General features: G+C 32.6%; 20 protein-coding genes. 12 read left to right on the forward strand and 8 right to left on the reverse strand.

The features are described 5' to 3' along the window. The first annotated feature begins 86 nt into the window (after nucleotides 1-86). The gene (locus CCO88_RS01160) at nucleotides 87-1,613 is read left to right on the forward strand and encodes an inorganic phosphate transporter (RefSeq protein WP_002777345.1); all 1,527 of its coding nucleotides are present in this window, start codon (nucleotides 87-89) and stop codon (nucleotides 1,611-1,613) included. Between the two features lie 2 nt (nucleotides 1,614-1,615). On the opposite strand, the gene CCO88_RS01165 is transcribed toward CCO88_RS01160, so the two are convergent. The 3 genes from CCO88_RS01165 to gatB are packed head-to-tail and all read right to left on the reverse strand — an operon-like array spanning nucleotide 1,616 to nucleotide 5,123. Next, on the reverse strand, nucleotides 1,616-2,797 hold the full coding sequence (locus CCO88_RS01165; protein WP_002839099.1) for a metal-dependent hydrolase: 1,182 nt from the start codon (nucleotides 2,795-2,797) through the stop codon (nucleotides 1,616-1,618). Nucleotides 2,798-2,805: 8 nt separating this feature from the next. Beyond that, nucleotides 2,806-3,705: an NAD(P)H-dependent glycerol-3-phosphate dehydrogenase gene (locus CCO88_RS01170; protein WP_002784382.1), complete on the reverse strand. Its 900-nt coding sequence runs from the start codon at nucleotides 3,703-3,705 to the stop codon at nucleotides 2,806-2,808. Further along, nucleotides 3,705-5,123, reverse strand: a complete 1,419-nt coding sequence (gene gatB / locus CCO88_RS01175) for an Asp-tRNA(Asn)/Glu-tRNA(Gln) amidotransferase subunit GatB (RefSeq protein ID WP_002839101.1) — start codon at nucleotides 5,121-5,123, stop codon at nucleotides 3,705-3,707. Before gatB ends, CCO88_RS01170 begins: the two co-directional genes overlap by 1 nt. A gap of 114 nt (nucleotides 5,124-5,237) precedes the next feature. Here gatB and luxS point away from each other — a divergent pair, with 114 nt between their 5' ends. The 5 genes from luxS to metF all read left to right on the forward strand — a co-directional run bounded on the left by luxS (nucleotide 5,238) and on the right by metF (nucleotide 10,970). Beyond that, nucleotides 5,238-5,732: an S-ribosylhomocysteine lyase gene (luxS, locus tag CCO88_RS01180; protein WP_002784381.1), complete on the forward strand. Its 495-nt coding sequence runs from the start codon at nucleotides 5,238-5,240 to the stop codon at nucleotides 5,730-5,732. Nucleotides 5,733-6,048: 316 nt separating this feature from the next. Next, entirely contained in the window at nucleotides 6,049-7,041 is a 993-nt protein-coding gene (locus CCO88_RS01185) for an isopenicillin N synthase family dioxygenase (RefSeq protein ID WP_002777355.1), read from the forward strand. A gap of 13 nt (nucleotides 7,042-7,054) precedes the next feature. After that, a complete protein-coding gene (locus CCO88_RS01190) occupies nucleotides 7,055-7,825 on the forward strand; it encodes a MetQ/NlpA family ABC transporter substrate-binding protein (RefSeq protein ID WP_002781303.1) in 771 nt (256 codons plus the stop codon). A 22-nt stretch (nucleotides 7,826-7,847) separates the two neighbouring features. Beyond that, the gene (gene metE, locus CCO88_RS01195) at nucleotides 7,848-10,112 is read left to right on the forward strand and encodes a 5-methyltetrahydropteroyltriglutamate--homocysteine S-methyltransferase (protein ID WP_002777360.1); all 2,265 of its coding nucleotides are present in this window, start codon (nucleotides 7,848-7,850) and stop codon (nucleotides 10,110-10,112) included. A gap of 9 nt (nucleotides 10,113-10,121) precedes the next feature. Then, nucleotides 10,122-10,970 carry a methylenetetrahydrofolate reductase [NAD(P)H] gene (gene metF, locus CCO88_RS01200; RefSeq protein WP_002777362.1) on the forward strand — a complete coding sequence of 283 codons (849 nt, stop codon included), beginning with the start codon at nucleotides 10,122-10,124 and terminating at the stop codon, nucleotides 10,968-10,970. A 9-nt stretch (nucleotides 10,971-10,979) separates the two neighbouring features. On the opposite strand, the gene CCO88_RS01205 is transcribed toward metF, so the two are convergent. The 3 genes from CCO88_RS01205 to radA form a co-directional block, all read right to left on the reverse strand. After that, on the reverse strand, nucleotides 10,980-11,180 hold the full coding sequence (locus CCO88_RS01205; RefSeq protein ID WP_002777366.1) for a hypothetical protein: 201 nt from the start codon (nucleotides 11,178-11,180) through the stop codon (nucleotides 10,980-10,982). Next, entirely contained in the window at nucleotides 11,177-11,857 is a 681-nt protein-coding gene (locus CCO88_RS01210) for a F0F1 ATP synthase subunit A (protein ID WP_002813412.1), read from the reverse strand. The genes CCO88_RS01205 and CCO88_RS01210 overlap by 4 nt, the downstream gene beginning before the upstream one ends. 152 nt (nucleotides 11,858-12,009) lie before the next feature. Next, a complete protein-coding gene (gene radA, locus CCO88_RS01215; protein WP_002815522.1) occupies nucleotides 12,010-13,350 on the reverse strand; it encodes a DNA repair protein RadA in 1,341 nt (446 codons plus the stop codon). A gap of 135 nt (nucleotides 13,351-13,485) precedes the next feature. Here radA and CCO88_RS01220 point away from each other — a divergent pair, with 135 nt between their 5' ends. The 4 genes from CCO88_RS01220 to CCO88_RS01235 are packed head-to-tail and all read left to right on the forward strand — an operon-like array spanning nucleotide 13,486 to nucleotide 16,535. Further along, complete coding sequence (locus tag CCO88_RS01220) at nucleotides 13,486-14,337, forward strand: carbon-nitrogen hydrolase family protein (RefSeq protein WP_002784379.1); 852 nt, start codon at nucleotides 13,486-13,488, stop codon at nucleotides 14,335-14,337. 2 nt (nucleotides 14,338-14,339) lie between these two features. Beyond that, nucleotides 14,340-15,221 carry a polysaccharide deacetylase family protein gene (locus CCO88_RS01225; protein WP_002790083.1) on the forward strand — a complete coding sequence of 294 codons (882 nt, stop codon included), beginning with the start codon at nucleotides 14,340-14,342 and terminating at the stop codon, nucleotides 15,219-15,221. A 41-nt stretch (nucleotides 15,222-15,262) separates the two neighbouring features. After that, nucleotides 15,263-15,598: a hypothetical protein gene (locus tag CCO88_RS01230; RefSeq protein ID WP_002777373.1), complete on the forward strand. Its 336-nt coding sequence runs from the start codon at nucleotides 15,263-15,265 to the stop codon at nucleotides 15,596-15,598. Next, complete coding sequence (locus CCO88_RS01235; RefSeq protein WP_002777375.1) at nucleotides 15,591-16,535, forward strand: CobW family GTP-binding protein; 945 nt, start codon at nucleotides 15,591-15,593, stop codon at nucleotides 16,533-16,535. Before CCO88_RS01230 ends, CCO88_RS01235 begins: the two co-directional genes overlap by 8 nt. Here CCO88_RS01235 and ftsY read toward each other — a convergent pair. Both ftsY and CCO88_RS01245 read right to left on the reverse strand, forming a co-directional pair. Then, the gene (gene ftsY, locus CCO88_RS01240) at nucleotides 16,532-17,398 is read right to left on the reverse strand and encodes a signal recognition particle-docking protein FtsY (RefSeq protein ID WP_002781285.1); all 867 of its coding nucleotides are present in this window, start codon (nucleotides 17,396-17,398) and stop codon (nucleotides 16,532-16,534) included. The genes CCO88_RS01235 and ftsY overlap by 4 nt on opposite strands. Beyond that, on the reverse strand, nucleotides 17,398-17,955 hold the full coding sequence (locus CCO88_RS01245; RefSeq protein ID WP_002777379.1) for a TlpA family protein disulfide reductase: 558 nt from the start codon (nucleotides 17,953-17,955) through the stop codon (nucleotides 17,398-17,400). Before CCO88_RS01245 ends, ftsY begins: the two co-directional genes overlap by 1 nt. 80 nt (nucleotides 17,956-18,035) lie before the next feature. On the opposite strand from CCO88_RS01245, the gene CCO88_RS01250 reads away from it, so the two are divergent. Then, nucleotides 18,036-18,662 carry a 5-formyltetrahydrofolate cyclo-ligase gene (locus CCO88_RS01250; RefSeq protein WP_002777380.1) on the forward strand — a complete coding sequence of 209 codons (627 nt, stop codon included), beginning with the start codon at nucleotides 18,036-18,038 and terminating at the stop codon, nucleotides 18,660-18,662. Then, nucleotides 18,583-20,136, forward strand: a complete 1,554-nt coding sequence (rny, locus tag CCO88_RS01255; RefSeq protein WP_002784377.1) for a ribonuclease Y — start codon at nucleotides 18,583-18,585, stop codon at nucleotides 20,134-20,136. Before CCO88_RS01250 ends, rny begins: the two co-directional genes overlap by 80 nt. Nucleotides 20,137-20,138 lie beyond the last annotated feature (2 nt).

The raw sequence follows: 20,138 nt of genomic DNA on the forward strand, positions 1-20,138 counted from the left end.
AAAATTAGCTACAGAGAATAAGAGCTCTAAAATTTGCAAATTCAGGATTATAAGGGTATAATTAAAGTTAAAAAAGGCTTAACTTTATGCAAAAAGATAATCTTATCGCATTTATCATCTTTACCATTAGCGTAATCGCATTTATCATTTGGGGATTTGGCTATATCTCCCAGCACCAACTCATACTCTTTATACTCGCTTCCATTTTTGGCATATTTATGGCATTTAACATAGGCGGAAATGATGTAGCAAATTCTTTTGGTACTAGTGTGGGAGCTAAAACCGTAACCATAAAACAAGCTTTGATCATAGCAGCTGTTTTTGAACTCAGCGGTGCTATTTTTGCAGGGGCTGAAGTAACCAAAACTATACGCAGTGGAATAGTTATATTTCCTGAACAATTTGATCCTATGCTTTTTGTTGCTATCATGCTAGCCGCTCTTTTAAGCTCGGGTGTTTGGATTTTTATCGCCACAAAAAAAGGCTTGCCTGTATCTACTACACATAGTATCATTGGTGGTATAGTTGGAGCTAGTATCATGATGGGGCTTTTAAAATTTGATGGATCACAAACCTTATCCATGGTTAAATGGAGCGAAATAGTAAGGATTGCTGTATCTTGGGTGATTTCACCTCTTTTAGGAGGACTTGTAGCTTATATCATCTACTCTTATATAGATAAAAAAATACTCAAACCCTCAGAGAAACTTGGCGAAGAATTAAAAAATTTAAAGAAAGAAAGAAAGAAATTTAAAGAAAATTATTTTTTAAATCTTAAAACCAAAAGTATGGAAGAGCAAATCAAAGAACTCTCAGCCATAGCCTTAGAGGATGAAGGACAAGAAAATAGCTTCTATAAAAATCAAATCAAAGAATTTAAAGAAAAAGAAAAAAATATAGATATTTATTCTGTTTTAAAAACACATATGCCTATTATCGCTTGCATTGGAGCTGCTATAATTGCTGCTATGTTTTTATTTAAAGGTTTAAATAATGTTAGCACTTTAGATATTTTGCAAAATTTTTGGATTATAGGAATTGTAGGAACCATAAGCTATGTTGTAACCTTTGCCATAGTAAAGATTGTTAAAAAAACCGAATTAAACAAAACGACCGATAGACTTTTTGCTTGGTTTCAAATTTTTACCGCTTCTAGTTTTGCTTTCTCTCATGGGGCTAATGATATAGCTAATGCTATTGGCCCTTTTGCTGCGATTTTAGATGTTCTTAAAAACGGTACTATCAATGCAAATTCTCCCGTACCTTTTGCTGCTCTAGCTATGTTTGGAGTCGCTTTGGTTATAGGACTTTGGTTTTTAGGAAAAGAAGTAATTACCACTGTGGGTTCTAAGCTAGCTTCTATACGCCCTACCACAGGATTTAGTGCAGAACTTGGAGCAAGTATAGTCATACTTTTAGCAACTCAATTTGGAATTCCAGTAAGCTCAACACATATTTTAATCGGTGCAGTTTTGGGTATAGGGGTATATAATAAAAATGCAAATTGGATGATGATGAAACCTATAGGTTTAGCTTGGATTATTACTTTGCCAGCCGCTGGGATAATGGCAGCACTTGTATTCCTAGGATTTAAATTAAGCTTAGGACTTTAAGCTTAATTTAAAATTATTTTTTCACCCTTTACAAGATGTAATTTAACCTTTCCAAAAAGTTTGTCATTTGCATAAAGTGAGCTTTTTGGAGCAGAAATTTCTTCATTTTGATCAAAAAGAACCAAATTTGCTTCCTTACCAACTTCTATAATTCCACTATTTAAACCTAAAAATTCACTTGGATTTTGGCTTGTTGCTTTGCAAAGATTTTGCCAAGTTAGAAGATCTTCTTTGATAAGAAAAGTATAACAAAGGCTCATAAATTCACATACACTATGAATGCCAAAAGCCGCCTCATCAAAAGCTAGATCTTTTAAAGAAATAGACTTTGCGCTATGTAAAGAACTTAAGAAGTCTATCTTTCCTTGTTTTAAAGCTTGTTTCAAACTTTCTTTATCTTCTTTGCTTCTTAAAGGTGGATTGAGTTTTGCTGCTGTATTAAATCCAGCACATGTACTATCATCTTTGATTAAATGATGTATGCTGATAAGTTTTAAATTTTCATCCTCTAAAAGCTCTATAGAACGCTTAAGACTGAGCAGATCAAAAATCACTTTAACACCATAAAATTTAGCTATTTCTTGAATCTTTGCTACTTCACTACTTTCAGCTACTGCGCTCATGCCTGCAAGACCTAATTCAAAACCTGTCTCACAATCATTCATCACGCCATTATCATCAAAATTCTCATCATGACATTTTACAAAAATACTTTTTTCTTTCATTAAAGCATATTGCATACCTACACGCAAAATATTTGCATTACTCGAACTCTTAAGTTCTAGAGCATGCGCACCTTTGTTAAAAAGCGTAGCTAAATTCTTAAGCTTGCCTTGTTTGTCTAAAGCACAAATACTTGGAAAAATTTGAATCTTTCTAGTTTTTAAATTCTGCAAAAAAAGCGAAAAGCTTTCTTCATCAAAATCCATGCAATCACGCAAGATTATAGCACCAACCCCTCCTCTTAAGCACTCTTTTTCTAAGAGTTCTAAATTGCTTAGGGAGAATTTATCATTTTTTAAATTTACACATAAATCTACAAAGGATGGCAATAAAGTCATTCCTTGAGCATCTAATACTTCATCATTATCGTCTAAATTTGCGCCTATTTTTACTATCTTTCCATCTTTAATTAAAAGATCTTGTAAATTTTCACCATAAATTTTAGCATTTTTAATCAGCATTGAAACTCCTAATTATCCTTTGTTTTTAATAAATTTTGTACTGCTTGTTTAACATTTTTTCCTTGCAAGATCTGTACTATTTCATTTACAATAGGTGTATAAATTGCTTTATCTTTTGAAATCTTTGCTATAGCATAGGCTGTTTTTACCCCCTCTGCCACCTCACCTAATTCCTGTAAAATATCATCGAGTTTTTTTTCTTTTGCCAAAGCCAAACCCACGCGATAATTTCTTGACAGTACACTAGTTGCAGTTAAAAATAAATCTCCTGCGCCCCCAAGCCCCAAGAAAGTTTCTTCCTTAGCTCCAAAAAATTTACCAAAACGATGCATTTCAATAAGACCTCTAGAAATCAAAGAAGCCCTTGCATTATTTCCAAGTCCTAAACCATCGCTTATACCGCTAGCAATGGCTAAAACATTTTTATAAGCGCCACAAATTTCAGCACCGCGCACATCATCATCTGTATATACTTTAATAAAATCTGGAAAAAAACTTGCAAATTTTTTACATAATTCTTCTTTTATCCCACTTACAACTAAAGCACAAGGAAGATTTTGCATTACTTCGGCTGCAAAAGAAGGACCGCTTAAAACACATAGCTTATCTCTATCTATAAATTCGCTAAAAATTTCATCTAAAAACTTACAAGTTGAAGTATCTATACCCTTAGAAGCGATAAGAATTTTTTGACCCTTGTTAACAAAATTTTGTTTAAGCCAAGAATAAATTCCTTGAGAGCTTAAAGCAAAAACCAAATATTCACAATTCAAAGCCTGCTCTAAACTCACAAAATAAGGCAAATCTCGCTGTGTGAGAGAAGTCATAAAACAAGTATTATTAATACTTAAAGCACTATATAAAGCACTGCCCCATTTTCCTGCGCCGATGATTGCAATTTTGCTCATCAGCCCAACTTTGCTTTTAAAATTTCATTGACCTTGTTAGGATTAAAGGCTCCCTTACCTTCTTTCATAGTCTGCCCTACAAAGAAACCAAAGAGCTTATCCTTCCCGCTTTTATACTCTGCAACCTTATCAGCATTGGCATTTAAAATTTGCTCAATTACTGCTTCGATAGCTGAATCATCGCTAACCTGCTTAAGCCCTAACTTTTCAATCGTTTCATCAATATCCATATCTGGATTTTCAAAAACATGAGCTAAAACATCCTTTGCTGCTTTTGCACTGATCACACCCTCTTCTATGCGTTTGATTAAGGTACCAAGTTTGATCGCATCTACTGGGGAATTTTCTATCGTTAATTCCCCTTTTAAAAGTCCCATAAGCTCAGTATTTAACCAATTTACACAAAGCTTAGGATTTAAATTTAAAGCAATCAAACTTTCAAAAAAACGACTTAATTCAAGCGATCCTATAAGCACCTCTGCATCGCTTTCTTTAATACCAAGTTCATTTATATAGCGCATTTTTTTCTCATCAGGAAGCTCAGGAATTTGAGTATCTAAAAATTCATCTTTTAGTAAAACAGGCAACAAATCAGGATCTGGAAAATAGCGATATTCTGCCGCTTCTTCTTTACCACGCATACTTCTTGTAACTAAATTTGTTGTATCAAAAAGTCTGGTTTCTTGAACTACTTCTTGTTCGTAAGTTCCATCTTCCCAAGCCTCACTTTGTCTTTTTACCTCATATTCTATAGCTTTTTGGATAAAACGGAAAGAATTAAGATTTTTAATCTCTACTCTAGTGTAAAGCTTAGTATCGCCCTTTGGTCTTATACTTACATTAGCATCACATCTAAAACTTCCCTCTTGCATATTTGCATCAGAAATATCTAAAAAACGTATGATAGAATGAAGTTTTTTAAGATACGCCACTGCTTCATCACTGCTTCTAAGTTCAGGTTCGCTTACAATTTCAAGCAAAGGAGTTCCTGCGCGGTTTAAATCTACTTTAGAATAATTATTTTCGTGGATATTTTTACCCGCATCTTCTTCTAAATGCGCTCTTGTAATACCTATGCGTTTATTTTCACCCTTTACATTGATAAAAAGCTCACCTTTTTCTACTATAGGAATATCAAATTGTGAAATTTGATAAGCTTTGGGCAAATCTGGATAAAAATAATTTTTTCTATTAAAAACACTTTTTTTGTTTATAGTGGCATTTACCGCTTTCCCAAAAGCGATGGCCTTTTTTACCGCTTCTTCATTTAAAACAGGTAAAGCACCCGGTAAAGCCAAACAAGTGGGACAAACATTTGTATTTGGAGCTTCTCCAAAAGAAGTTGCGCATGAGCAAAATATTTTTGTTTTGGTGTTTAGTTGAGTATGTACTTCAAGTCCTATAACTACTTCAAACATTGATTTTCCTTGAATTTTAATGCTTTATTTTATCCTTTTTTCTTTTAGAAAGGCTTTAAATATTATTTTTAAATGTTATAATCTATAAAATAATTTATATACAAAGGAGTTAAAATGCCATTACTTGATAGTTTTAAAGTAGATCATACCAAAATGCCAGCACCCGCTGTGCGTTTAGCTAAAACAATGAAGACACCAAAAGGCGATGATATTAGCGTATTTGACTTGCGTTTTTGCATACCCAATAAAGACATCATGAGTGAAAAAGGTACGCATACACTAGAACACTTATTTGCAGGTTTTATGAGAGATCATTTAAATTCGGATTTGGTTGAAATCATCGACATTTCGCCTATGGGATGTCGCACAGGTTTTTATATGAGTTTAATTGGCATACCTGATGAAAAAAGTGTGGCCAAGGCTTGGGAAGCTGCAATGAAAGATATTTTAAATGTGAGCGATCAAAGTCAAATTCCTGAACTCAATATCTATCAATGTGGAACTTGTGCTATGCATTCTTTGGATGAAGCAAAAGAAATTGCACAAAAAGTTTTAAATTCTACCATAGGCGTAATGAACAACGAAGAATTAAAACTTGAAAATATCTAAAAATTAGTCCTTAAATTTCTAAGGACTAAGCTTTTTTTAATATATTTTTTTATACAATGTGCAGAATTTAACTTTCTAAGGAGAAAAAATGAAACTGATGTGCCAGATGTGTAATATCTAGTGCGTCCTTTGGCTTTAACATTATGTTTCCAAAGGCCCAAAAGGTGGATAAGGAGATATAATGTGTAGAAAAGTCAAAAAGTTTATTTTTTTCAAAACACAACTTAAAATCCTAATTTTTAGTTAAATCTTACGAAACAAAATCTAAACATTAAAGATATCTTCTTATCCTTAAATATAATTTTAAGGAGAGAAAATGAATTTACCTGTACTTGATTTAAAGATTTATGAAAAAGACAAAAGTGCCTTTCTTAAAAATCTAAGAGAAGTTACTTCAAATGTAGGTTTTTTTTATCTTATCAATCACGGTATCGATAAAAATTTAAATGAAAAATTATTTAAACTTAGTAAAGATTTTTTCAATCTTCCTAGAAGCTCTAAAGAACTTATTTCCATGGTGCATTCGCCTCAATTTAGAGGTTATACAAGCGAAGGCTTTGAATATACTGCTGGAGAAAAAGATTATAGAGAACAAATTGACATAGGCACAGAAAGAAAAGCTTTAAAATGGGATTTAAATTCGCCCCTATGGCAAAGATTAGAAGGTCCAAATTTATGGCCTGATGAAATTCCTGAACTTAAAGAAATATTTTTAGCTTGGCACGAACAAACAAGAAACGCTTGTTTAAAAATTTTACAAGCATTTGCCGAAGCTCTTGATCTGTCTAGCAATGCCTTTGGCAAACTCTATGGTGAAAATTCTTATGAACATTGTAAAATCATACACTATCCAAAAATCTCCAAAGATGCCTCTCAAGGAGTAGGACCACACAAAGATGGTGGACTTATTACCTTTGTTTTTCAAGAAGAGCAAAACGGACTTGAGGCTTTCATAGACGATCAATGGATTAGTGTTCCTCCACTTGAAGGTAGTGTTGTGGTTAATATAGGAGAATTTTTAGAATTAGCCACTAATGGTTATCTAAAAGCTACTATACACCGAGTAAATTTAAGCCCTAAAGAACGCTTTAGTATAGCTTATTTCCTTGGAGTGCAGCTTGATAAAGATATTCCTATTTTTCCATTAAATCCTGAACTTGTCCAAGAAAGCAAGGGCGTGGATACAGATCCAAAAAATCCACTTTTAAGAAATGTTGCTAGCAACTATTTTAAAAGAATGATACGCTCACATCCTGATGTAGCACGCATTTATCACAGCGATTTAATAGAAAAATTCAGTTTCGCATAAAAAGGAGGGAATAATGACTATATTTGCAAAAGCTTTTTGCATAGCAACTCTTTTTACAGGCTTTGCCTGGGCTAATGAAGAACTTAAAGTAGGTTCTTCAGTTGTCCCACATGCAGACATTTTAAAGTTTATCAAACCTACTCTTCAAAAGCAAGGTTATGATTTAAAAATTTACGAATTTAATGATGGGGTGATTCCTAATATTATGGTGGAAAATGGCGAACTTGATGCAAATTATTTTCAGCATGAACCTTATTTGAAAGAATTTAATCAAAGACAAGGCACTCATCTTGTAAAAGTTGCTAGTATTCATATCGAACCTATGGCGGTATATTCTAAAAAACATAAAGAATTTCAACCTAAAACAGGGGCAAGTATATCAATACCTAACAATCCTACAAATGAAAGTCGTGCTTTACGCATAGTAGCAAGTGCGGGATTAATCGAGATTAAAGATAGCGAACTTGTTACGCCTTTGGATATCGTAAAAAATCCTAAAAATCTTAAATTTGTAGAATTAAAAGATGCCCAACTTACAAGAAGTTTAGATGATGTAGATTACTCTCTTATCAATAGTAATTTTGCAATTTTATCGGGCTTAAATCCTATAAAAGACGGGCTTTATACAGAAAATAAATATAGCGAATATGGCAATATCATCGCCGTTAAAGCAGGAAATGAAGAGCTTGATAAAATCAAAGCCTTAGTCAAAGCTTTACAAAGTGATGAAGTTAAAAATTTTATAGAAGAAAAATATCAGGGTGCTTTAATCCCTACTTTTTAATTTAACAACAAAGGAGAACAATATGAAAAATTCAATCATTTCTTACCCAAGAATAGGTGCAAATAGGGAATTAAAATTTGCTATTGAAAAATATTTTAAAGCTCAAAGTTCTAAAGAAGAGCTTTTAGAAACTGCTAAAAATTTAAGAGCTAGACATTGGAAAGATATCCAAAATGCGGGGATTGATTTCATTCCTAGCAATGATTTTTCGTTGTATGATAATGTACTAGATGCGGCTGTGCTTTTTAATATCACTCCAAAACGCTATAAAGATTTAAATTTAGATCCTTTAGATGAGTATTTTGCACAAAGTCGTGGTTATCAAGGAAAAAATGGAGATACCATAGCTCTAGCAATGAAAAAATGGTTTAATACAAACTATCATTATTTAGTACCTGAGTGTGATGATGCAAGTATTATAGCTTTAAGTGGAGATAAAATTTTTAAAGAATACCTTGAAGCAAAAGAGCTTGGCATAGAAACAAAACCTGTTTTAGTGGGAATTTTTACCCTCTTTAAACTCATAGCCTTTAAAGATGAAAATACTAAACAACTCGCTAAAGACAAGCTTTTACAAGCATACATTGAACTTCTTAAAAAGCTTAATTCATTAGGGGTAGCATGGTTAGAACTTGATGAACCTTATTTAGTTTATGATTTAAATCAAGAAGATATTGCTTTATTTGAAGAATTTTACAAAGAACTTTTAAAACACAAGGGAGAAGTTAAAATCTTGCTTCAAAGCTATTTTGGAGATTTAAGAGATATTTATACTAAACTTCTAGAAAGTGATTTTGATGCTTTGGGGCTTGATTTTGTAGAAGGCAAAGAAAGTTTAAATTTAATCCAAAAACATGGTTTTGCTAACGACAAAATACTTTTTGCAGGTATAGTAAATGGTAAAAATATCTATGCTAATGATTACGCAAAAAGCTTAAAACTTATCAAAGAACTTCAAAAATACACTCAAAATATAGTTATAAATACCTCGTGTTCACTCTTGCACGTTCCTTATAGCACAGAATTTGAAACTAAATTAGATTCAAGTTATCTTAAACTTTTCTCTTTTGCAAAAGAAAAACTTAAAGAATTACAAGACTTAAAAGCTATCATAAATAGCAATGAAGAAAATCCTCTTTTTAAAGCCAATCAAGAACTCTTTAAAAATATTCCTAATCGTTTAGATGAAAAAGTAAAAGCTAGACTTCAAACTCTAAAAAAAGAAGATTTTGTAAGAAAGCCTGAATTTAAAGAGCGTATCCAAATTCAAAAAGAATTTTTAGAACTTCCTGTTTTACCAACCACAACCATAGGATCATTTCCTCAAAGTGCTGATGTACGCTCTAATCGTCTTGCTTTTAAACAAGAAAAAATTTCAGCACAAAACTATACTGAATTCAATCAACAAAAAATTAAAGAATGTATCCAAATTCAAGAAGAAATAGGACTTGATGTTTTAGTGCATGGGGAATTTGAAAGAAATGATATGGTGGAATATTTTGGAGAAAATTTAAAAGGCTTTTTATTTACTCAAAATGGCTGGGTTCAAAGCTATGGAACAAGATGCGTAAAACCACCTGTAATTTGGGGCGATGTATCACGCACAAAACCTATCACTCTAGCATGGTCTAAATTTGCTCAAAGCTTGAGTAAAAAAATCGTAAAAGGTATGCTAACAGGTCCTGTGACTATACTCAATTGGTCTTTCCCAAGAGAAGACATCAGCCTAAAAGAAAGCACCGAGCAAATAGCTTTAGCTTTAAGAGATGAAGTTTTAGATCTTGAAAATGCGGGCATTAAAATCATACAAATTGATGAAGCGGCTCTAAGAGAAAAACTGCCTTTAAGAAAAAGCGATTGGCATAGTGAATATTTAGATTGGGCGATTCCTGCTTTCAATCTTGTACATAGCGGAGTAAAAACCAAAACACAAATTCATACCCATATGTGTTATAGCGAATTTAGCGATATCTTAAAAGAAATTGATGCAATGGATGCAGATGTAATATCTTTTGAAGCTTCAAGATCAAATCTCAATCTTTTAGATACCCTAAAAGCTGTTAACTTTCAAACTGAAGTTGGACCAGGAGTTTATGATATACATAGCCCTAGGGTGCCTAGCGTGGAAGAAATAAGCTCAACCATAGAAAAAATTCTTAACAAATTGCCTAAAGAGCAAATTTGGATCAACCCAGACTGCGGACTTAAAACAAGGGGTTATGAAGAAGTTGTAGCTGCTCTTAAAAATTTAGTTATTGCCACACAAAAAATAAGAGAGAAATTATAAGGGGGTTTTATGTGTAGCTTTTCTTTTGAAATTTTTCCACCAAGAAGAGATGAAAACATTAAGAATCTTAATGCAATTTTAGATGATTTAGGACAATTAAGTCCTAACTTCATCAGTGTAACTTTTGGTGCTGGCGGCTCTATAAATTCAAAAAATACCCTAGAAACAGCAAGCTTAATTCAAGAAGAATATAAAATTCCTAGCATAGTGCACCTACCTTGCATTCATTCTAGTAAGGAAAAAATTATAAGCATACTTCAAGAATGCAAAGAAAGACAACTTGATAAAATTCTTGCTTTAAGAGGGGATGTATGTAATGATTTGGAAAAAAGTAAAGATTTTTCTTATGCAAGTGATTTGATCTCTTTTATCCGAAAGCAAGGAGAATTTGAAATTTATGCGGCTTGTTATCCTGAAAAACACAACGAATCTCGAAATTTTATAGAAGATATACACCATCTTAAAAATAAAGTTGATGCAGGCACAGACAAACTCATCACTCAACTTTTCTACGATAATGAAGATTTTTACACTTTTAAGCAAAATTGTGCTTTAGCGGGTATTAATATTCCTATTTATGCAGGCATTATGCCTATTACAAACAAAAGACAAGTATTAAAAATTTCACAGCTTTGCGGAGCTAAAATTCCACCTAAATTTGCCAAAATTTTAGAAAAATACGAAAACAATACTTTAGCCTTAGAAGATGCTGGAATTGCTTATGCCATAGATCAAATTGTAGATTTGATTACTAGCGGGGTGGATGGAATTCATCTTTATACCATGAATAAATCCAAAGCAGCTATAAAAATTTATGAAGCCGTAAAATATTTATTAAAAGAAGAACTTCACGCTTAAAAATAAAACTTACTTGCTTTTATCTTGATTGATTTTAAGTTTTAATTCATAATTTTCTATAAGACAAACAAAAACTAAAGATAAAAGCAAACCCGGAAGAAGTCCTAAGAAAAAATATAAAAAAGAATGAAATTTAAAAAAGAAAAAAAGTGCGCCAAAAAGCATTAAAGCTAAGGACGCACCTTTGAAGAATTCTAAGATATAAATCAATGACCTTCCTCAACTATCGTTGCACCTGCTAGATAAACATAAGTCAAAATCATAAAAATGAATGCTTGTAAAAATGCCATAAAAGTTAAAAGAACATATGCAGGAAGCGGTGCAATATAAGGCACAAGAGCCAAAATTACCATTAAGAATAAATCATCACCCTTGATATTTCCAAAAAGACGAAAAGATAAAGAAATAACGCGAGAAAGGTGAGATACTACTTCGATAGGAAACATCAAAGGAGCAAGGAATTTAATAGGACCCATAAAATGAGCAAAATATTTTATAAAACCTTGAGTACGAATTCCTTCAAAATGATAATAAACAAATACAATAATAGCCAAAGAAAGTGTTAAATTTAAACTTGCTGTTGGAGCATGAAAGCCTGGTATAATACCGATGATATTACTAAAGAAAACTATAATTCCCAAGGTTGCTACAAGAGGAAGATATTTTCTCGCACCTTTTTCATCTCCCATAGTGTCGCGTCCCATTGACAAAACACCCTCTAAAAACGCTTCACCTAAATTTTGCATACCGCGTGGAACAAGTTGCATAGAACGAGTAGCCATTGAAGCACAAATGACAGCAATCAAAGCTACCAAACCTAAATGAAAAAAATAAGAAAAAGTATGACTTGAGTCAAGTAAAGAACTGAATAAAAATAAATCTTTCATAATTTCCTCGCTATTTTTTTAAACTCTAATTATATTATCATCTTGCTTATATTTTAATGAAAACTAACAAAATATTTACTCCTAATTTAATAAAAAAATAGCTCTAAATTTGTTGATGTTAAAACAAAAAATATAAGGCTTTATAGCAATAATCACATCCATTCTAAAACTTGGGCAAGCTCTTTGGCTACAAAGCATTTAAGCCCTACATCTTCTAAAGGTTTAGATGGAATAATAGCATTTTTAAATTTTTGCATTTTAGCTTCTTTTAAACGGGTATCAAGACTAAAAACTTCTCTTATTTCTCCATTTAAACTCAATTCCCCTATAAAAACACAATCCTTACTCAAAGGGCGATTTTTAAAACTAGAAATAATAGCCGCAACCACAGCCAAATCAGCCGCAGTTTCATTTACCCTTACTCCACCGCTAATATTTACAAAAACATCATAATGACCAAGAGGAATTTCTAATTTTCTTTCAAGTAAAGCCAAAAGCATATCAAGACGATTTTTTTCATAGCCTGTGGCACTGCGTTTAGGATAAGAACTCTCGCACACTAGAGCTTGCACCTCTAAAACCAAAGCACGAGAACCCTCCATTACAACACCTAAAGCACTGCCTGAAATAGCTTTACCTCGCGTAAAAAAACGATTGGCTAAATCTTTTGCACTAATTAAACCCTTAGGAGTCATTTCAAAAATTCCCACCTCGCTTGTGCCACCAAAGCGATTTTTAAAACCCCTTAAAAGCCTGATTTCTTTAGTTGCATCCCCTTCAAAATAAAGCACCACATCGACCATATGCTCTAAAACCCTAGGGCCTGCTATGGCTCCTTCTTTGGTGATATGTCCTATTATAAAAGTGCTGATATTGTAAGTTTTGCTTACTCGCATAAGTTCAAAAGTGATCTCGCGCACTTGAGTGATACTTCCAGCCGCTGAAGCAATTTTATTTGAATATAAGGTTTGTATGGAGTCGATGATAAGAATTTCATAATTTTTCTTATGCAATTCTTCTAAAATATTTTCAAGACAAAGCTCTGTAAGTAAAAATAAATTAGGAGTATTAGCCTCAAGACGATCGGCTCTTAATTTGATTTGCGCCTTACTTTCTTCTCCACTTACATAAAGAACTTTTTTATTTTTTTTAGCCAAATTAGAAGCAATCTTTAGTAAAAGTGTAGATTTGCCAACCCCAGGGCTACCACCTATAAGCACCAAAGAACCCTCAACAAGCCCTCCACCTAAAACCAAATCCAGCTCATCATCATCAGTGCTACACCTTGAAAAATGCTCGAGCTCCACATCTTCTATACAGATAGCCTCGCTTGCTTTTGTACTTGCTTGTGCGATTTCTTTTAAAACTTTAATTTGTTCAGATTTTAATTCTATAAAACTATCCCAAGAACCACACTCAGGACATTTTCCAAGCCATTTGCTTTGCTGATTTCCGCAAGCTTGGCATTCAAAAAAAATTTTATTTTTAGCCATGATACTTTCTTTAAAGAATATTTATTGCAATAATTTTTCACATTATAACAAAAATTAAATTAAAATTTAACAAAAAGTCAAATAAAATTAAGTTTTATATGATTATAATATAAATAAAATAAAAAAGGCTAGAGTATGCAAAAATTACTAAAAGTCGCCCTAATCCAATTTGCTCCAAAATCTTACGAGGTTCAAAACAATCTCGATAAAGCCTTAAAGCTTGCCCATCTTGCATTAGAGCAAGGTGCTAGGCTGATAGTTTTGCCTGAACTTTACGATAGTGCTTATTGCGTGGAAGATCAAGATGAAAAATTTAGCTTAAATTTACATCAAGCACATCCTAATCTTGATGCATTACAAAAATTAGCTAAAAACTATCAAGCTTATATCGTAGCATGTTCTATAGAAAAAGATACCCAACTTTATGATAGTGCTTACATCATTAGTCACAAAGGTCTTTTAGGTGTTTATAGAAAAATTTATCTTTGGGGTAATGAAAAAGAAAGATTTGCAAGAGGAGATAAATATCCTATTTTTGAACTAGAATTTGAAAATTTTAAACTCAAATTAGGTTTGCAAATTTGTTATGAAATAGGCTTTAGCGAAGGATCTAGATTTTTAGCGCTTCAAGGAGCTGAAATCATTTGCTTTCCTTCAGCTTTTGGAAAAGCAAGAACTTATGTTTGGGATCTAGCAAGTAGATCTAGAGCCTTAGAAAATGGTGTTTTTGTCTTGGCTGCTAACCGATCTGGAAGTGAAATTTCTAAGATAAATAATGAAACTTTAACCTTTGCTGGAAAATCAAAAATTATCAATCCTAAAGGAGAAATTATAAAAGAGATCTTAGAAGAAGAAGGTTTTATCATAGCTGAACTTGATCTTGAAGAAGTTCAAATTCAAAGAAAAAATTTACCTTATCTTAAGGATTTAAATCTCAAATTAAATCAAGAAATATTAACAAACATCCATCTTAATACAAAGGAGTAAAAATGGCAAAAGAAATTCTAGTTGCTTATGGCGTGGATATTGATGCGGTAGCAGGATGGCTAGGAAGCTATGGAGGTGAGGATTCTCCTGATGATATTTCAAGAGGTCTTTTTGCGGGTGAAGTGGGTATCCCTAGGCTTTTAAAACTCTTTAAAAAATATAATATTCCTGCAACTTGGTTTGCTCCAGGACATTCCATAGAAACCTTTCCTGAACAAATGAAAATGATAGTGGATGCAGGACATGAAATAGGTGCCCATGGATATTCACATGAAAATCCTATTGCAATGAGTGCTAAACAAGAAGAAGATGTTTTACTTAAAAGTATAGAACTTATAGAAAAAATCAGCGGAAAAAAACCAAGTGGATATGTGGCACCTTGGTGGGAATTTTCAAATATCACCAATGAGCTCTTGCTTAAACACGGCATCAAATACGACCATTCTTTAATGCATAATGACTTCACACCTTATTATGTGCGTGTTGGAGACAAATGGACTAAAATTGATTATAGTAAAGATGCCAAAGAATGGATGAAGCCTTTGGTACGCGGACAAGAAACAGATTTGATTGAAATTCCTGCAAATTGGTATTTAGACGATCTTCCTCCTATGATGTTTATAAAAAAATCTCCAAATAGCTTTGGTTTTGTCTCTCCAAGAGATATAGGCCAAATGTGGATAGATCAGTTTGATTGGGTTTATAGAGAAATGGATTATGCTATTTTTCCTATGACTATACATCCTGATGTAAGCGCTAGACCTCAAGTTTTACTCATGCATGAAAGAATTATTGAACATATCAATAAATACGAAGGTGTAAAATGGGTAAATTTAAACGATATGGCGGATGATTTTTCAAAACGCTTTCCAAGAAAAAAATAAATTTGCAAGGCTTTTAGCCTTGTGAATTCAAAAGGATAAAAATGTGTATTTTATGTGGCGAAATGATAAGCACTTTACATTGGAGTGAATTAAATTTTAAAGAAGAAAAACACGAACTTAGCGTAGGTGAAGAACAAAAAGAAAGATTAAGGATAAGACTTAAAAAAGTCAAAATTTTAAATGAAATTTTAGAATTTTATGGATTAAAACTTAAAGAATGGCAAAATTCAAAATACATACTAAGCAATAAAAAAGGGCGTGATATTATCGTTAATGATTTGGGCGATTTGTGGATTAAGGCTAGCGAGCTTGAAAAAAAATCATTTGATGTATTAGATGAAAATCTACTTCATTTTTTAAGAGCTAAGCATGGCTAAAATTCCCGTTCATGTTGTTACCGGTTTTTTAGGAAGTGGAAAAACAACCTTTTTAAAAGAAATATTAACCAATCAAGCTCTTAACGATATCGCTCTTGTAATCAACGAACTAGGGGAAGTTTCTTTAGATCATAAACTCGTACAAACAGATTTTATCGAGGAGCAAACTTTATTTTTAAATGCAGGTTGTGCTTGCTGCAATAAAAGAGAAGATTTGCAAAAGAAATTTAAAGAATTGCTTGACAATTTTGAAAACAAAGGTAAAAAACCTCAAAGAGTCATACTAGAAACCTCAGGCTTAGCAAATCCTGCACCTATTATCTTTACTTTTCAAAGTGATGTGTTTTTAGCCAACCATTTTGAATTAGCCAATATTATCACTTGTATTGACGCTTTTGAAGGGCTTAATCACTTACAAAATGAAGAAGCTTGCAATCAAATATTAAGCTCTGATTTTTTAATACTCACAAAAAAAGATCTTAATCCCCATACCCAAAGCTTAGAAGAAAAGATAAACACTTTATATCCTAATATACAAATCATAAGCAAAGAAAATTTTAATTTCGATATGCTTTCTAGCCATCATAAAATTCAAAGAGAAATTAAAAATATAGAAATAAAAAGCCATAAAGATGACATAAGTTCTATAACTCTTATTTTTGACAAGGCTATAAATTGGAATATTTTTAGCATTTGGCTTAGCATGCTTTTACACGAACACGGATCAAAAATTCTAAGAGTAAAAGGACTTATCAATACAGAGGAATCTTATCTAACCAACATTAATGGAGTAGGACATCTGATTTATCATCCTACGCATACTAAAATTTCAAGCCTTAATCATCCTTCGCAATTGGTATTTATAGCGAAAAATTTAAAGCTAGATAAGATTAAGGAATCTTTAGAAAATTTTTTAAGGCTTGAACAATTAAATTAATCAAAAACACCCTCTAAAAGTGTGTCTAAGAAATTTTGTGCATTAAATTCTATCAAATCTTGCATTTTTTCACCCACCCCTATATACAAAATAGGAAGTTCTAATTCACGCGCTATACTAAAAAGCGCTCCACCCTTTGCTGTGCCATCAAGTTTAGTAATAATAACTCCATCAAGCTGAACAAGTTCATTAAAAGCTTTAGCTTGTAAAATGCCGGCATTGCCTTGAGTACCATCAAGTACTAAAATTTTTCTATGCGGGGCATGAGGCATAGCTTTAGCCGAAATTCTAATGATTTTCTCTAGCTCATTGGCTAAATTTTTTTGATTTTGCAAACGACCCGCTGTATCGATGATAACCTTATCAAAACCCTTAGCTCTAGCCTTGCTAATAGTATCAAAAGCAACCGCCGAAGGATCATGACCTTGTTGGGTTAAAACTATATCTACCCCTACTTTTTCAGACCAAAGTCTTAGCTGCTCTATCGCCCCTGCCCTAAAAGTATCACAAGCGCCTAAAATCACTTTTTGACCTTGGCTTTTGTATAAATTAGCAAGCTTAGCTATACTCGTGGTTTTACCCGCGCCATTTACCCCTAAAATAAGCTCCACAAAAGGCTTTTCATCTAAGAATTCTTTATTTTCGTAAAGAAAATAAGAACCCATCACACGCTTTAAATCTTCTTTTTTAACCTCATCACTGGGTGGTAAATAATAAATGATTTCTTCTACGATCTCATACGCCACATCTGCTTCAAGTAAAATTTCCTCTAGTAAATCTTTGGTAATTTTTTTATTTTCACCTTTAACACCCACTATACTTTCAAGGGTTTTTGCAAGTCCTTTTTTAAAAAAATCAAACATTAAAGTATCGCCTTTTGTATATCAATTTCTAACATTTCTTCTGGAATCAATCCTAAGTATTGATTTATAAGCTGAGAGTTTTTATCATATAAAAACATAGTAGGAATTCCATTAACTCCGCCTAAAATTTTAGCTAAAAGATAATTATTTTCACCATTGGCTATTTTATATAAAATCTGATTTTTTTGAGCAAAAGCTCTAAGCTCCTCATCACTCTTATCTTCAAGTAAAACACCCACTATATTAAACTGCTCTTCATATTTTTCTTGAAGCTTATTAAGATGCGGAATCTCTGCAATACAAGGGGAACACCAAGTAGTAAAAAACACAAACAAAGTTGCTTTATCTCCATCAGCAAAATTTAAATTTTCATTATCTTTTTTTATAAAAATTGAATTTCCGTCTATTAAATTGAGATTAAATCTCAAGTTCTCACTTTGACTTAAGCTTGATTGAACGCTTGCATTCATATCACTTTGATCTTTTTCTTTATCATTGCTACAAGCAACAAAAAAACTCAAGAGTATAGCTAGTGTAAATACTTTTTTAATTTTCATTCTATTATTTTCCTTGTATCTTTGTAAAAAATGTTAAAATTATATCATAGTTAAGATAATAATTTTTAAAAAGGCACACGATGCAAAAAACATCTTTTAGGACTTTGCAAAAAAACCGTCTCGCGCAACACAAAAAACTTAAATTCAAGCAAGATTTCATAGTGTTTAAGGAATGTTTTAACTTGATTAAAAAAACAAAAGCGAAAAATATTCTAATTTTCATTCCTTTAGGATATGAGCCAAATTTACTCAAATTTAGACATATTTTTAGTAAAAATCATAAACTTTTTGTCCCATTTATGCAAGATAAAAGTTTAAAAATTGTAAAATTAAGATTGCCTTTTATTAAAAAAAGGTTTGGGGTATTAGAACCCATGGACTCCTTTTTGAAAACTAAAATTGATATAGCTATCATACCCGTGATAGGAGTAGATAGAGAATTAAAAAGAATAGGACATGGGCAAGGTTTTTATGATAGATTTTTTGAAAATTTAAACTATAAACCTCTTGTAATTTTTGCTCAAAGTATCAATGCTATAAGTGAAAAAAAATTAACCCAAGAGCATGATATTGCGGGTGAATTTTATATCAACCCTTATAAAAAATACTACAAGAAAGACAACAAATATGATAGAATCACTTATCGCACTTATAACCGCTATAGTCGGTCTTGGAATAGGATATTTAGTTGCAAAAAAAATCAATGATGCTAAATATGAAATTTTTGTTGAGCAAGCAAAAGCGAAAGCAAAAGCTATAGAATACGAAGCTGAACTGATTTTAAAAGATGCCAAAAATTCAATCCTTAATGCCGAACTTGAAGTGAAAAAAAAATACGAGGATAAAACTCACAAAATTCAAAAAGAATTCAATCAAAAATTTGATGAATTATCCAAAAAAGAGCAAAAACTTCAACTTCAAGAAGAAAGCTTAAAAGAAAATCAAGAAGAATTATTACGCTCTAAAAAACAAATGCTTGATTTACAATCAGATGCTGACAAGCTTAAAAAACAATACCAAACAAAACTCAATGATGTTTTAAATATTTTAGAACATTCAGCAGGGCTCACTCAAGATGAAGCAAAAAATATCATTCTTGAAAAAGTAGAAGAAAACTCACGCAATGAAATTGCTCATATCGTTAGGAGATATGAAGAAGAGGCTAGAAATGAGGCTAAAAGAAAGGCAAATTACATCATAGCACAAGCAACCTCTCGTTTTGCAGGAGAATTTGCTGCTGAAAGACTTATTAATGTTGTCAACATCAAAAACGATGAGTTAAAAGGGCGTATCATAGGCAAAGAAGGACGCAATGTTAAAACCTTAGAAATGGTTTTAGGAGTAGATATCATCATCGATGATACACCTGGAGCTATCATAGTAAGTTGCTTTAATCTTTATCGCCGTGCTATTGCAACTAAGGTGATTGAACTTTTAGTAGAAGATGGAAGAATTCAGCCTGCTCGCATAGAAGAAATTCACGAAAAAGTATGCAAAGAATTTGATAATGCTATTTTAGAAGAAGGTGAAACTATACTGATGGACTTAGGGCTTTCTAAGGTCCATCCAGAAATCACCAAACTTATAGGAAAGCTTAAATACCGCGCAAGCTATGGACAAAATGCTTTAGCACATTCTTTAGAAGTAGCTCATTTGGCAGGAATCATCGCTGCTGAGTGTGGAGGGGATGAAAATTTAGCACGACGCGCAGGAATTTTACACGACATAGGCAAAGCTTTAACGCATGATTTTGAAGGCTCTCATGTAGACTTAGGAGCAGAACTTTGCAAACGCTATAAAGAACATCCTGTGGTTATTAATGCTATTTATGCTCACCATGGACATGAAGAAGCTACAAGCATAGAATCAGCAGCCGTTTGCACAGCCGATACGCTCAGCGCTGCAAGACCGGGTGCTAGACGCGAAGTCTTAGAAGCTTTCTTAAGAAGAGTAAGCGAGCTTGAAGAGATTGCTAAAAGCAAAGAAGGTATTAAAAATGCTTATGCGATTAATGCGGGAAGAGAAATTCGTGTCATTGCAAATGCAAAACTTGTAAATGATGATGAAAGCGTGCTTTTAGCCAAAGAAATAGCTGCTGAAATTCAAGAAAAAATGCAATACCCTGGAGAAATCAAGGTAAATGTCATACGCGAACTAAGAGCCATAGAATACGCCAAATAAGA

It is taken from the genome of Campylobacter coli LMG 9860 (genome assembly GCF_000254135.1).
Taxonomy (GTDB): Bacteria; Campylobacterota; Campylobacteria; order Campylobacterales; family Campylobacteraceae; genus Campylobacter_D; species Campylobacter_D coli.